The sequence below is a fragment of the Amycolatopsis sp. NPDC114505 genome (genome assembly GCF_055633615.1).
On the sequence record NZ_JBVKDV010000003.1, the window covers coordinates 1,451,207 to 1,464,170 of the forward strand.

Below are 12,964 nucleotides of genomic sequence, written 5' to 3' on the forward strand. Positions count from 1 at the left end.
GTGCGGCTCGCGGACCTGCCCTGGCCGGACGTCGCTTCGCGGGCGACGTCCGGCGCGATCCTGGCCGTGCCGGTCGGCGCGACCGAGCAGCACGGCCCGCACCTGCCGCTCTCGACCGACACCGACATCGCGCTCGCGCTGTGCGACCGGCTCGCCGCCGTCCGGGACGTCCTCGTGGCGCCGGCGGTGGCGTTCGGTTCCAGCGGCGAGCACGCGGGGTTCGCCGGGACGCTGTCGATCGGCCAGGCCGCGACGGAGCTGCTCCTGCTGGAGCTGGGCCGGTCCGCGGCGGAGACGTTCACGCGGCTGCTGTTCGTCTCCGCGCACGGCGGCAACGCGGCACCGGTCGCGCGTGCCGTCGCGCGGCTGCGGGCGGAGTCCCGTGACGTCGAGGTGTTCCAGCCCCACTGGGACGGCGACCCGCACGCCGGACGCCCGGAAACGGCGCTGCAGTTGGCTTTACGGCCGGCGGTAGTGCGCATGGACCAGGCGACCGCGGGCGATTGCCGTCCCCTGAGCGAGGTGCTGCCGCTGCTGCTGGAGGGCGGGGTGCGCGCGGTGAGCCGGATCGGCGTGCTCGGCGACCCGACCACCGCGACGGCCGCGGAAGGCCTCACTTTACTGGACGAGATGACTGATGAGCTGGTGTCCCAAGTGGACGGTTGGCGATGAGGACCGCGCTCGTCACGGGAGCGGCCCGCGGGATCGGAGCCGCGACGGTCCGGCACCTGACGCGCGAGGGGTACGCGGTGCTGGCGGTCGACATCGCCGCCGACGACCCCGCGTTGCCGTACGCGCTGGGGTCGTCGGCAGAACTGGCCGAGGTCTCGTCGGAGACGTTCGTCGCCGACGTCCGGGATCCCTCGGCGCTGGCCGCGGCGGTGGCCTCGGTGGAAGACCGCTGGGGCGGCCTCGACGTCGCGATCGCGGCCGCGGGAGTGATCGCCGGCGGCGTGCCGTTGTGGGAGGTGCCACCGGAGCAGGAGGACGCGGTGTTCGACGTGAACTTGCGCGGGGTGGTCAACCTGGCCCGGGCGGCGATCCCGGCGTTGCTGCGCCGTCCGCAGCCGAGGTCGGGACGGTTCCTGGCAGTCGCCTCCGCGGCGGCGACGAGCGGATTGCCGATGCTCGCGGCGTACTGCGCGGCGAAGGCGGGGGTGGCGGGGCTGATCCGAGCGCTGGGTGTCGAGCTGGGCGGCACGGGGGTAACGGCCAACGCGGTCAGCCCTGGTTCGACGGACACGCCGATCCTCGCGGAGAGCGCCCGGCTGTACGGCCTGCCGGGGGCAAGGGAGTTCGCGGCCCAGCAGCCGGTGGGCCGGTTGCTGGAGCCGGCGGAGATCGCCCGGGTCTTGGCGTTCCTGGCGGCCCCGGAGAGCGGCGCGACGACCGGCGCGGTGGTGCCGGTGGACGGAGGGCTGGCCCTGTGACCGCGTTGGGTGAGGTGCCGATCGGCGCGGCTGGTTTGCTCGGCTTCCGGGTTGAACCGGACATCCGGCTCGCGGTCGGCGCTGCCCGCCCCGCCGGATTCCGGGCCGAACCAGGCAACCCGCTCCCGCATGGCGCGGCCGACCGTGCTGGGTTCCGAACCGAACCGGGCATCCAGCGCCCGCACGACGCTACCGGCCCCGCCGAATCCCGGGCCGAACCCGAACCGGCCGCCCGGCCCCCGCGAGCCGCCGCGCATCTCGATGGAGGGCCGACCCCATGACCACTCCCCTCCCCGCCGGGTTCCGGATCACTCTCGACCCGGATACCAAGCACCTCCGCGACGACCTCTGGTTCGGCGGCTCACCCGCCCGCGTACTCCGCCTCACCCAGGCCGGCCGGCGGGCCTGGCAGGAACTCGCCGACGGTCCGATCGCCTCCGAAGCCGCCGGCAAGCTCGCCCGCCGGCTCACCGACGCCGGCTTCGCCCACCCCGTCCCGCCCACCCCGGCCACACCTCCCGACCTCACCATCGTCGTCCCGGTCCTCGACCGGCCCGGCCCGCTGGCCCGCTGCCTGGCGTCACTCGCGGGCACGCACGCCGTACTCGTCGTCGACGACGGGTCCGAAGACGCCGCCGGGATCGCCGCCATCGCCGCCGCGCACGGCGCGAAACTCGTCCGCCACGACGTCAACCTCGGGCCCGCGGCCGCCCGCAACACCGCGCTCAGCCACGTCTCCACCGAGCTGGTGGCCTTTGTGGACAGTGACTGCGTCGCCCCCGGCGATTGGGCCGACCGCCTAGCCGCCCACTTCGCCGACCCCCTGCTCGCCGCAGTCGCACCGCGGGTCCGCGCACAGACAAAAGACACAACAGCCGGCCGGTACACAAAAGCAGCAGGCAGCCTCGACCTCGGAGACCGGCCCGCACGGGTCACACCGCGCACCCGGATGTCCTACGTCCCGACCGCCGCGCTGGTCGTCCGCCGAACCGCCCTGGCACAAGTCGGTGGGTTCGATCCGGACCTACGAGTCGGCGAGGACGTCGATCTCGGCTGGCGGCTGCACGCCGCCGGCCAGCGGGTCCGGTACGACCCGGACGTCCACGTCGACCACCAGGAACCCGCGACCTGGCGCGAACTGCTCGGCCGCCGCGCGCGGTACGGGACCTCCGCCGCTCCGCTCGCGAAGCGCCACCCCGGGAACCTCGCACCGCTCGTACTGCACCCGTGGCCCGCCCTGACCGTCGCCGCACTGCTCTCCCGACGGCCGCTGCTCGCGTCGGCCGGCTTCGGGGGTGCCGTCCTCAGCATGCTCAAAACGTTGCGATCCAACGACATCCCCACCGACGGCGTCGTCCGCGCCATGGGCACCGCCGTCCACCAGACCTGGCTCGGCGCCGGCCGCTACGGGACGCAGTTCGCCGCCCCGGCCCTCGTCGCGCTCCTCGTCCGGCGTGGGTGGGGACGGCGCGCCGCCGTCGCCTCGCTGCTGCTCGGCCCGCCGCTGACCCGGTGGCTCGCCGACCGGCCCGGCCTCGACCCCGTCCGCTACACCGCCGGTGCCCTCGCCGACGACATCGCCTACGGCGCCGGCGTCTGGGCCGGCTGCCTGACCCACCGGACCCCCGCGCCGGTGCTGCCCGAGATCGCCTGGCGCCCCCTGCGCGTCGACCGTAAGGACAACCGATGACCTGGTTCGAATCCATCGCCGAAGCCCAGCGGCGCGCGAAGAAGCGCCTGCCCCCGTCCGTCTACTCGGCCCTGATCGCCGGCTCCGAGAAGGGCTTGACGCTCAAGGACAACCTCGACGCGTTCGACGAGCTGACGTTCGCGCCGCGCACCGCCGGGCAGTCCGGCCACCGCGCGCTCGCCACCACCGTGCTCGGCCGCGAGATCGCGCTGCCGGTGCTGATCTCCCCCACCGGCGTCCAAGCGGTGCACCCGGACGGCGAGGTCGCCGTCGCCCGGGCCGCCGCCGCGCGCGGCACGGCGCTGGGCCTGAGTTCCTTCGCCAGCAAGCCGATCGAGGACGTCGTCGCCGCCAACCCGGACACGTTCTTCCAGATCTACTGGACCGGCAGCCGCGACGACATCCTCGCCCGGCTCGATCGCGCCCGCCGCGCCGGGGCCGCCGGGCTCATCCTCACGCTCGACTGGTCGTTCTCCCACAGCCGCGACTGGGGCAGCCCGCACATCCCCGAGAAGCTCACCTTCCGCGAGCTGCTGCGCTTCGCGCCCGAAGGCCTCTCCCGCCCGCGCTGGCTGCTGGACTACGCGCGCACCGGCCGCCTGCCCGACCTCAGCGTGCCCAACATGGCCGAACCCGGCACGCCGGTCCCGACGTTCTTCGGCGCGTACGGCCAGTGGATGCAGACCGCGCCGCCGTCGTGGGAGGACGTGGCCTGGTTGCGCTCGCAGTGGGACGGGCCGTTCCTGCTCAAGGGCGTCATCCGCGTCGACGAGGCCCGGCGCGCGGTCGACGCGGGGGTCAGCGCGATCTCCGTGTCGAACCACGGCGGCAACAACCTCGACGGCACGCCGGCCACGATCCGGGCGCTCCCCGCGATCGCCGACGCCGTCGGCGGCCAGGTGGAAGTCCTGCTCGACGGCGGTATCCGGCGCGGCAGCGACGTCGTCAAGGCGCTTGCCCTCGGTGCCACGGCGGTCCTCATCGGACGCGCGTACCTGTGGGGCCTGGCGGCGAACGGCCAGGCCGGCGTGGAGAACGTCCTCGACGTGCTGCGCAACGGCATCGACTCGACGCTGCTGGCGCTAGGCCACCGGAGCGTCCACGACCTGACCCGCGACGACGTCCGGATCCCGGAGACGTTCACCCGCGCCCTGGGCGCCGACGCCCCGGCCACCCTCCGCTGACCGCCGCACCCGGAACGGACGACACGCGTACCTGGACGGCGAACTCGCGTACCTGGATGGACGACACGACACGCGGGCGCCCGCGTGTCGTGTCGTCCGGCCAGGTACGCGTGTCGTCCGGTTGAGTACGCGTGTCGTCCGGTTCGTCAGTGTGAGTGGGCCTCTTCCAGGGAGGCTCCGGCCAGGCGGGCCGCGACGCCCCGGCGGAAGGTGGGGCAGTCGTGGACGTCCTCGCGCGGGCAGGCCAGGCCGTGGGCGATCGCCGTGCGGGCGGCCTGGGCCTGGGCGATGCGGCGGTCGAGCTCGGCGAGCTTGCGTTCGTGCAGCTCGCGCCAGCCGTCCGCGGCCGACGTGCGCAGGTCGATGAGCGTCTTCAGTTCGCGCAGGGTGAACCCGACGTCGCGGAAGATCAGGATCTCGCCGACCAGCTCGACGACCGACGGCGCGTATCGCCGCTGGCCCGCGACGCGTCCGGGCGCCGGCAGGAGGCCCAGCTCTTCCCAGTACCGCAGGGCGGAGGTGGCCACGCCGGTGCGGTGGGCCAGCTCGCCGATCGTCAGCAGCTCCTCGGACATTTGACTTCGAGCGTACTTGAAGCCGTTGACTCGCGGCATGACGAAGACAGGTGTCCGGCAGCGCATGATCGAGCAGTTCCACCACCCGCGCGGTATCGGCGGGCGGGTGGCCGGGTGGGTGATGGCCCACCGCGGCTCCAACCGGCAGCGCAACATCTGGGTCGTCGAGCTGCTGGACGTCCAGCCGACGGATCGGGTGCTCGAAGTCGGCTTCGGTCCCGGGATCGCCCTCGGCGCGCTGGCCGCCCGCGCCACCCGGGGCCGGGTCTACGGCGTCGACCACTCCGCGGTCATGGTCGAGCGGGCGGGCCGGCGCACCCGGGCCGCGGCGGACCGGATCGAGCTGATCCAGGCTTCGGTGGACCGGCTGCCGTCGTTCGGCGAGCCGCTCGACGCCGTCCTCGCCGTGAACTCGTCGGGCTTCTGGCCCGATCCCCCGCAACGGCTGCGCGAGCTGCGGGGTCTGCTCAAGCCCGGCGGCCGCATCGCGCTCGCGTCCCAGCCGCGGTGCCCCGGCGCGAACCGGGACACCACGATCAGGGCCGCGGGCGAACTCCGTGACCTGCTGACCGAGGCGGGGTTCACCGACCTCCGGACCGAGACCCTCGACCTCGACCCGCCGGTCGCGTGCGTCCTCGGCGTCACCCCACGGTGAAGCTCGCGGTGAGCGTCGCCGCCGAGCTGGTGCCGACGTAGACCTCGATCTTTCCCGGCTCGACGCGGAACTTCGCGCCGTTGTCGTAGAAGCCGACGTCCTCCGGGGTCAGGGTGAACGAGACCGTCTTCGACGCACCCGCGTCCAAGGTGACCCGCTGGAAGCCGCGCAGCCGCCGGACGGGCTGCACGATGGTGGCGACCGGATCCCGCAGGTACAGCTGGACGACCTCGTCGCCCGCGCGGCCGCCCGTGTTCGTCACCTTGGCGCTCACCTGGATCCGGCCGCCGCGGGTGGACATCCGGGTGTCCGAAAGCCGCAGGCCGTCGACCTGGAACGTCGTGTACGAAAGGCCGAAGCCGAACTCGTAGAGCGGGCCGGACTCGAGGTCGAGGTACTTCGACGTGTACTTGTTGTTCGGGTCCGCCGGGCGCCCGGTGTTCTCGTGGTTGTAGTAGATCGGGACCTGGCCGACCGCGCGCGGGAAGCTCACCGGCAGCTTGCCGCCCGGGTTGACCGTGCCGAACAGGACGTCCGCGACCGCGTGCCCGCCCTGCACGCCCGGCGCCCACGCCTCGAGGATCGCGGGCGCGTTGTCGTGCAGGTACGGGATGGTCAGCGGCCGGCCGTTGACCAGCACCACCACGAACGGCTTCCCGGTCTCCTTGATCGCCGCGACGAGCTGCTGTTGCACACCGGGGAGGTCGATGTCGCTGCGCGCCGCCGCCTCGCCGCTCATCGCGGCCGTCTCGCCGACCACGACGACGGTGACGTCGGCCGCGCGGGCGGCCTGCTGCGCGGCGGCGAACCCGCTCGTGTCCGTCCCGTCGACAGTGCAGCCCGCGGTGTAGGTGACCGCGGCCCCGGGCGCCGCGGCCTTGATCCCGTCGACCACCGTCACCGGCGGGGTCGTGCCCGCGCCGGTGCCCAGGCCCGACCAGGTGCCGTTGAGGTCGTAGGTCGCGGTGCCCAGCGGGCCGACCACGGCCACCGAGCCGACCGACTTGGCCAGCGGCAGCACCGGCCCGTCGTTCTTGAGCAGCACCATGCACCGGCCGGCGGCCTGCCGGGACGCGGCGAGCGCGGCCGGGGACGGCGCCTTCGTCTCGCCGGCCTCGTCGACGTACGGGCGTTCGAACAGGCCCAGCTTGACCTTGACCAGCAGGATCCGGCGGACGGCGTCGTCGATCTGGTCACGGGTGATCCGCCGCTGGGCCAGCAGCTGCTGGCCGAACTTCACGTAGTTGGTGCTGACCATCTCCATGTCGACGCCGGCCGGCAGCGCGGCGGCCGCCGCGTCCGCGCCGTCGCCGGCCAGCCCGTGCAGGATCAGCTCCTCGACGCCGGTGTAGTCGCTGACGACGAACCCGCGGAAGCCGTACGCGCCCTTGAGGACGTCGTGCAGGACGTAGCCGTTGCCGTGCGCGGGGACGCCGCTGATGGTGTTGAAGCTGGCCATCACGGTCGCCACGCCCGCCTCGACGGCGGCCTTGAACGGCGGCAGGTAGAGGTTGTGCAGGCGCTGCAGCGAAACGTCGACGGTGTTGTAGTCGCGGCCGCCTTCCGCGCCGCCGTAGGCGACGAAGTGCTTGGCGCAGGCGGCGAGGCGGTCCGGGGACGAGTAGTCGCCGCCCTGGTAGCCGCGGACCTTCGCCACGGCCATTTGCGAAGCCAGGTAAGGGTCTTCGCCCGATCCTTCGGCGATGCGCCCCCAGCGCGGCTCGTGCGTGACGTCCATCATCGGCGCGTAGGTCCAGTGGATGCCGCTGCGCCGGGCTTCCTTCGCCGAGACCGTCGCGTCGGCGGACGGCACGCCGGGGTCGAAGCTCGCCCCCTGGGCCAGCGGGATCGGGAAGTTCGTGGTGTAGCCGTGGATGACGTCGAGACCGAAGATCAGCGGGATGCGCAGCCGCGTCTGCTCGACGGCGATCTTCTGCAGCGCGTTCAGCTTCGCGGCACCCACCACGGAGAACACGCCACCGAGCTGTCCGGTCGCCAGCGACGTCCGCGCGAGGTCTTCGGTGCCGACCAGCTGGAGCTGCCCGAGCTTCTCGGCGAGGGTCATCTTCCCGAGCAGGTCCTCGACCCGCGGGTTCCGTTCGGGCCGGGCGGCGGGGTCCGCGGCGGCGGCCGGGGCGAGCGCCGTGGCGACTCCCCCGGCGGCGAGGAGACCGCCGACTCCGGCGAGCAGGCTGCGCCGGTTGACGCCGTCGGCGGACGGCGAAACACCTGCTTGACTCTCGGGCTGTTCCATGGCGGGGACCTTTCGCGAGAGAACGAGGGCCGTCAGCATAAGCACGATCGACGCCCGCCGAACGGTTGGTTTTTCCTTCCCGTGAACGCTTGTGGTCCGGCCACGGGAGTCCTACGGTCGGATGCGGACCGACACGTGGAGGGGGCACCGTGCGGGCGTTCGGAGCTGTCCTGGCAAGCACTCTTCTAGCAAGCACCGTCCTATTGATCGGCGCGACCCCCGCCCTCGCGGACGCGACGTGGTCGCCGTCCCCGATCGCCTGGACGACCTGCCCTGACGACCCGGACAACCCCGGCGTTCCCGACGGCGAGTGCGGCACGCTCCGGGTACCGCTCGACTGGGACCGGCCGCACGGGCCGTCGATCGGCCTCGCGGTGGCCCGGCACCGCGCCACCGACTCCGCCCACCGCCTCGGTGTCCTGCTGGCCGACGCCGGCGGTCCCGGCTCGTCCGGCGCGGAGATCGCACTGTCCCCCGGCTACTTCGGCGCGGAGGTCGAGGCCCGGTTCGACGTCGTGGGCTTCGACCTGCGCGGGACCGGCCACAGCGGGTACATCGACTGCGACATCCCGGACGGCGCGCCCGACAACGAGCCCGCCGACCGGACGCGGTTCGAGGCGCTGCGCGCGTTCGACCGGCAGGTGGTCGCGGACTGCCGAGCCCGGAACCTGCCCGTCTTCGACCACGCCGACACCGCCACCAACGCCCGCGACCTGGACGCGGTCCGCCGCGCGCTGGGCGAGGACCGGATCAGCTTCCACGGCGCCTCCTACGGCACGCTGCTCGGCCAGCAGTACGCCGAGCGGTACGGCGACCACGTCCGCGCGATGGTGCTGGACGGCGTCATCGACCACAGCGTCGATCTCGCGCACTTCGTCGGTGACCGGGCCGCTGCCGAGGACGAGCTGTTCGGGCAGTTCACCGCGTGGTGCGCCGCCACCACGACGTGCGCGCTGCACGGCCGGGACGTCCTCGCGACCTGGCGTCGGGCCCAGGTCGCGGCCGACGGGATGCCGTTGCCGCACAACTGGTTGCGCGACCGGGTGTACGACGACATGCGCGTCCCGGACTGGGACGACGTGGCCCGGGTGATCGCCGAGACCGCGGCGGGCACTCCGCCGGTACGGGCCGAGTTCATGCCCAACTACCCGTCGATCCGCCTGGCCGTCGTCTGCCAGGACTTCGACCTGCGCATGCCGGACTTCGCGCGGTATTCGGCGCTGCACGCCGAGGAGCTGCGCCGGTCGCCGATCATGCGCGGCAGCACGATCGGCCACGACGAAGCGACCGCGTGCCTCGGCGTCGCCGGCCCGCCCGCGAACGCGCCGCACCGGCTGAACATCTCGAAAGCACCGCGGATCCTGCTGCTCAGCAGCCGCTACGACCCGGCGACGCCGTACGCCTGGGCAGCCGACGTCCACCGCCAGGCGCCGGCGAACACCACGCTGCTGACCTACGAAGGTTCGGGCCACGGGGCCTACCGGCGCACCCCGTGCACCCGGGCGGCGGTGGACGGCTACCTGCTGACGCTGAAGACACCCCACCACGACTTCGGCTGTCCCGCCTGATCCACCGCCACCCGGGCCGGCTCAGCCCAGGTGCGAGCTGATCACCGAGTAGTCGTTGCCGACGTTGGTGTACACACCCGGGAAGTCCTTGCGGGCGCAGCCTTCGCCCCACGAGACGATGCCGGCGAGCTTGCCGTCGACGTAGGCCGGGCCACCGGAGTCGCCCTGGCAGGAGTCCTTGCCGCCTTCGGGCACGCCCGCGCAGAACATCGACGCCTTGTCGTACTTCGCCCCGCCGGTGCTGTACTTCTCCGCGCAGGTGGCGTTGTCGACCACCGGCACCGACACCTTGAGCAGCGTGTCGGAGACGTCGCCGCCCTCCGACGTCGTGCCCCAGCCGACCACCGTGACGTCCTTGCCCGCCTGGTAGGCGGCGTCATCGGCCGACTGCACCAGCGTGGCCGGCGCGTACGGCAGGTCCTTGTCGAGCGTCAGCACGGAGTTGTCGTGCTGCATCCCGCTCATGTCGAAGTCCGGGTTCTGCCACACGTCGCTCACGCCGGCCTTCGTGCCGGACGTGTCGCTGAACTTCGTCTGCCCGCCGATGATCTCCATCTGCGACGCCTCGACGCCGTCGGTGCAGTGCGCGGCGGTCAGCACCTTGTTCTTCGCGACCAGGGTGCCGGCGCAGTGCTGCGCGCCGTTGACGTTGAAGATCACGGTGGCCGGGAACTCGTCGATCGTGGTCGGCGTGCCGCCCACGATGCGCGGATCACCGGCCGACGCACCGGGTGCGGCGACGACGGCGAAGGCTGCTGCCGTGGCGAGGACCAGTGCGGCTCGCCGGACCACGGAACGTCCGTCTACCTGCATGAACATCTCCCTTCGGGGACCTGGAAGGTGGTACCCGGGAGCAGACCAGACCGGCCGTGGTCACGGTTAGCTACGAAAGTCGCTTCCTGACACATTGACGACGATGGTTGGTTTTTGTCCGACCTGAGTGGCGGAGAATCACGGGACGCGGTAGCTCCCGGGTCAATCCTTGACATGACGCCAACAGAGACTTACCGTTCTCCCACGCCGCCGGGTTGTCCAGACCATTTACATCGTGAAAGGACACCTCGATGCGCGTGCGTTCCCTGCTCGTCCTGCTGGCGGTCCCGGCACTGGCCGCCGCCACCGCCCTCCCCGCGCTGGCGGCCGACCCGTCGGTCGCCCCGGGCGGCAACTTCGACCTGGGGATCTGGCAGCTGCAGGAGCCGGTCGGCTCCCCCGGGTCGCCGACCACCATCTCGTCGTCCCGGCTCAAGGGCGCGAACGGCTTCCAGGACAGCTACTTCTACACCGACACCCGCGACGGCGCGATGACCTTCTGGGCGCCGGAAAAGGGCGTCACCACCCCGAACTCGAACTACGCGCGCTCCGAGCTGCGCGAGATGAACCGCGACGGCTCGGCCGCGAACTGGTCGCTGAGCGGGTCGCACAAGCTGAACGCGACTTTGCGCGTGGTTTCGGTGACGTCGAACGTCTGCGTGGGCCAGGTCCACCTCGGCACGGGCGGCTCGTCGACGAAGCCGTTGCTGGAGCTGTACTACCGCTCCAGCGGCGACATCGTCCTGGGCACCGAGAACTCCCCCGACGGCGGCCAGACGTCGCACACCGTCGGGCACGTGGCGGTCGGCAAGACCTGGACCTACACGATCGGCATCTCGGGCGGCACCACCATCGACCTGACGGTCAACGGCAGTGTCACCCACTACTCGATCCCGTCGTCCTTCAAGGCGTACAAGCAGTACTTCAAGGCGGGCTCGTACAACCAGTCGTCGTCGGACAGCACGACGAAGGGCGCGCGGGTCGCGTTCTACGGCCTGACCGTTTCGCACGGCTGACCGCTCCCGGCCCGGTGGCCGCCACCACCAGGCCGGATGGGCGTCAGCGCCAGCCGAGCTCCGGGGCCACGTGCGTGAGGATGCTCTCCAGCACGTGCGCGTTGTAGTCGACGCCCAGCTGGTTCGGGATCGTCAGCAGCAGCGTGTCCGCGGCCTGGACCGCCTCGTCCTCCTTGAGCTCGCGCACCAGCTCGTCCGGCTCCGCGGCGTACGAGCGCCCGAAGATCGCGCGGGTGTTCTCGTCGATCATGCCGACCTGGTCGCGCGAGTTGCGGTCGCCGCCGAAGTACGCGCGGTCCTGGTCGTTGGTCAGCGCGAAGATGCTGCGGCTGACCGACACGCGCGGCTCGCGCTCGTGGCCGGCCTCCGTCCACGCCTCCCGGTAGGCCTCGATCTGCTTGCGCTGCTGGACGTGCAGCGGCTCGCCCGTCTCGTCGTCCTTGAGCGTGGAGCTCTGCAGGTTCATCCCCAGCTTCGCGGCCCAGACGCTCGTCGCGTTCGAGCCCGAGCCCCACCAGATGCGGTGCCGCAGACCCTCGGAGTGCGGTTCGAGCCGCAGCAGTCCCGGCGGGTTCGAGAACATCGGCCGCGGGTTCGGCTGCGCGAAGCCCTCGCCGTCGAGCAGCTTGAGGAAGACCTCGGTGTGCTGCCGGGCCATGTCCGCGTCGGTCTCGCCGTCGGCCGGGCCGTACCCGAAGTAGCGCCAGCCCTCGATCACCTGTTCGGGGGATCCCCGGCTGATGCCGAGCTGGAGCCGGCCGTTCGAGATGAGGTCCGCGGCCCCCGCGTCCTCGACCATGTACAGCGGGTTCTCGTAGCGCATGTCGATCACGCCGGTGCCGAGCTCGATCTTCGAGGTGCGCGCCCCGATCGCCGAGAGCAGCGGGAACGGGCTCGCCGCCTGCCGCGCGAAGTGGTGCACGCGGAAGTACGCGCCGTCGACGCCCAGCTCCTCGGCCGCGACCGCGAGGTCGATCGACTGGTGCAGGAAGTCCGCGGCGGAGCGGGTCTCGGAGTGCGGGCTCGCCGACCAGTGGCCGAACGAGAGGAAGCCAATCTTCTTCACACCCCTTCCAGCGTCCGGCGGGCGGGAATGATTCCCGGGTGTGACCGACCGCCGCCGGACCCCTCGCCCGGCGGCGGCCGGCGGCTCAGCCGCAGTGCTCGGACTTCTCCTGGTCGGTCATCGGCGCGGTGTGCTGCGTGATGTCCCCGGTCGAGCCGGGCACCGGGCCGTCGGCGTCGAAGTCCTGGTACCAGATGTAGTGGTCGTAGAACTTGTCCGGGAAATGCATTTCGTACGTGCCGTGCACCTTCTGCATCTTCGGCGCGCGTTCCACCCATCCCTTTTCGCCGGGCCGGACGTCGACGTTGGTCGCCTGTCCTTCGGTGTGCGACGACTCCCACGTGTGCTGGTAAGACGTCTCGATGGATACCTTGAACACTTCCGAGAAACCGTATTCGGCCGAAAGCGACACGCCGAAACTGTTCGATTCGCCCGTCGTATCGGACCAGTTCACCGTGCTGCGCTGCAGATCGCCGGTGCAGTTGAAAGCCGCTTCGCCGACCTGGTGGCCGGCACCGGTGTGCTCTTCCGGCGGCCCGGCCGGGTGGAACACGCACGAATCCGTGCCGTTGTTGCACTTGTCGAGCAGTTCCCGCGCGGTGGGCTGGCCATCGGCCGACGCCCCGGGTGCGGTGAGGACGAGGCCGGCGGCGGTCAGCAGGCCGAGGCCCGCCGCCGTCCAGGTGTTCCGCTTGCTGGTCATGGTGGTCGCT

The 12,964-nt window shown here is 72.0% G+C and carries 12 protein-coding genes; 7 read left to right on the plus strand and 5 right to left on the minus strand.

Going from position 1 to position 12,964, the window contains the following annotated elements; translation table 11 throughout:
- The 4 genes from mftE (at position 1) to mftD (ending at position 4,304) form a co-directional block, all read left to right on the plus strand.
- A complete protein-coding gene (mftE, locus tag ACZ7OU_RS35995) occupies positions 1-672 on the plus strand; it encodes a mycofactocin biosynthesis peptidyl-dipeptidase MftE (RefSeq protein WP_470242793.1) in 672 nt (223 codons plus the stop codon).
- On the plus strand, positions 669-1,430 hold the full coding sequence (locus ACZ7OU_RS36000) for a mycofactocin-coupled SDR family oxidoreductase (protein WP_470258659.1): 762 nt from the start codon (positions 669-671) through the stop codon (positions 1,428-1,430). Before mftE ends, ACZ7OU_RS36000 begins: the two co-directional genes overlap by 4 nt.
- 277 nt (positions 1,431-1,707) lie before the next feature.
- On the plus strand, positions 1,708-3,120 hold the full coding sequence (gene mftF, locus ACZ7OU_RS36005; protein WP_470258660.1) for a mycofactocin biosynthesis glycosyltransferase MftF: 1,413 nt from the start codon (positions 1,708-1,710) through the stop codon (positions 3,118-3,120).
- Positions 3,117-4,304 carry a pre-mycofactocin synthase MftD gene (mftD, locus tag ACZ7OU_RS36010; protein WP_470258661.1) on the plus strand — a complete coding sequence of 396 codons (1,188 nt, stop codon included), beginning with the start codon at positions 3,117-3,119 and terminating at the stop codon, positions 4,302-4,304. The genes mftF and mftD overlap by 4 nt, the downstream gene beginning before the upstream one ends.
- A gap of 146 nt (positions 4,305-4,450) precedes the next feature.
- On the opposite strand, the gene ACZ7OU_RS36015 is transcribed toward mftD, so the two are convergent.
- On the minus strand, positions 4,451-4,879 hold the full coding sequence (locus ACZ7OU_RS36015; RefSeq protein ID WP_470242797.1) for a MerR family DNA-binding transcriptional regulator: 429 nt from the start codon (positions 4,877-4,879) through the stop codon (positions 4,451-4,453).
- 37 nt (positions 4,880-4,916) lie between these two features.
- Between ACZ7OU_RS36015 and ACZ7OU_RS36020 the strand changes: the two genes are divergently transcribed.
- A complete protein-coding gene (locus ACZ7OU_RS36020; RefSeq protein WP_470258662.1) occupies positions 4,917-5,534 on the plus strand; it encodes a class I SAM-dependent methyltransferase in 618 nt (205 codons plus the stop codon).
- On the opposite strand, the gene bglX is transcribed toward ACZ7OU_RS36020, so the two are convergent.
- Positions 5,521-7,788 (minus strand): beta-glucosidase BglX, encoded by a 2,268-nt coding sequence (gene bglX / locus ACZ7OU_RS36025; RefSeq protein ID WP_470258663.1) that lies wholly within the window; start codon positions 7,786-7,788, stop codon positions 5,521-5,523. The two genes, ACZ7OU_RS36020 and bglX, sit on opposite strands and share 14 nt — an antisense overlap.
- Before the next feature lie 203 nt (positions 7,789-7,991).
- Here bglX and ACZ7OU_RS36030 point away from each other — a divergent pair, with 203 nt between their 5' ends.
- Positions 7,992-9,356, plus strand: a complete 1,365-nt coding sequence (locus ACZ7OU_RS36030; protein ID WP_470258664.1) for an alpha/beta hydrolase — start codon at positions 7,992-7,994, stop codon at positions 9,354-9,356.
- Between the two features lie 21 nt (positions 9,357-9,377).
- Here the strand turns inward: ACZ7OU_RS36030 and ACZ7OU_RS36035 are convergent, their stop codons facing one another.
- Positions 9,378-10,169, minus strand: a complete 792-nt coding sequence (locus ACZ7OU_RS36035; protein ID WP_470242801.1) for a S1 family peptidase — start codon at positions 10,167-10,169, stop codon at positions 9,378-9,380.
- A gap of 251 nt (positions 10,170-10,420) precedes the next feature.
- On the opposite strand from ACZ7OU_RS36035, the gene ACZ7OU_RS36040 reads away from it, so the two are divergent.
- The gene (locus ACZ7OU_RS36040) at positions 10,421-11,185 is read left to right on the plus strand and encodes a polysaccharide lyase family 7 protein (RefSeq protein ID WP_470242802.1); all 765 of its coding nucleotides are present in this window, start codon (positions 10,421-10,423) and stop codon (positions 11,183-11,185) included.
- Positions 11,186-11,228: 43 nt separating this feature from the next.
- On the opposite strand, the gene ACZ7OU_RS36045 is transcribed toward ACZ7OU_RS36040, so the two are convergent.
- The gene (locus ACZ7OU_RS36045; RefSeq protein WP_470258665.1) at positions 11,229-12,251 is read right to left on the minus strand and encodes an LLM class flavin-dependent oxidoreductase; all 1,023 of its coding nucleotides are present in this window, start codon (positions 12,249-12,251) and stop codon (positions 11,229-11,231) included.
- 85 nt (positions 12,252-12,336) lie between these two features.
- Entirely contained in the window at positions 12,337-12,954 is a 618-nt protein-coding gene (locus tag ACZ7OU_RS36050) for a hypothetical protein (protein ID WP_470258666.1), read from the minus strand.
- Between the last annotated feature and the right edge of the window lie 10 nt (positions 12,955-12,964).

Coding starts and splice junctions, on each gene's coding strand:
- ACZ7OU_RS36000 (WP_470258659.1), top strand. CDS start 669: ATGAGGACCGCGCTCGTCACGGGAGCGGCCCGCGGGATCGGAGCCGCG.
- mftF (WP_470258660.1), top strand. CDS start 1,708: ATGACCACTCCCCTCCCCGCCGGGTTCCGGATCACTCTCGACCCGGAT.
- mftD (WP_470258661.1), top strand. CDS start 3,117: ATGACCTGGTTCGAATCCATCGCCGAAGCCCAGCGGCGCGCGAAGAAG.
- ACZ7OU_RS36015 (WP_470242797.1), bottom strand. CDS start 4,879: ATGTCCGAGGAGCTGCTGACGATCGGCGAGCTGGCCCACCGCACCGGC.
- ACZ7OU_RS36020 (WP_470258662.1), top strand. CDS start 4,917: ATGACGAAGACAGGTGTCCGGCAGCGCATGATCGAGCAGTTCCACCAC.
- bglX (WP_470258663.1), bottom strand. CDS start 7,788: ATGGAACAGCCCGAGAGTCAAGCAGGTGTTTCGCCGTCCGCCGACGGC.
- ACZ7OU_RS36035 (WP_470242801.1), bottom strand. CDS start 10,169: ATGCAGGTAGACGGACGTTCCGTGGTCCGGCGAGCCGCACTGGTCCTC.
- ACZ7OU_RS36040 (WP_470242802.1), top strand. CDS start 10,421: ATGCGCGTGCGTTCCCTGCTCGTCCTGCTGGCGGTCCCGGCACTGGCC.
- ACZ7OU_RS36050 (WP_470258666.1), bottom strand. CDS start 12,954: ATGACCAGCAAGCGGAACACCTGGACGGCGGCGGGCCTCGGCCTGCTG.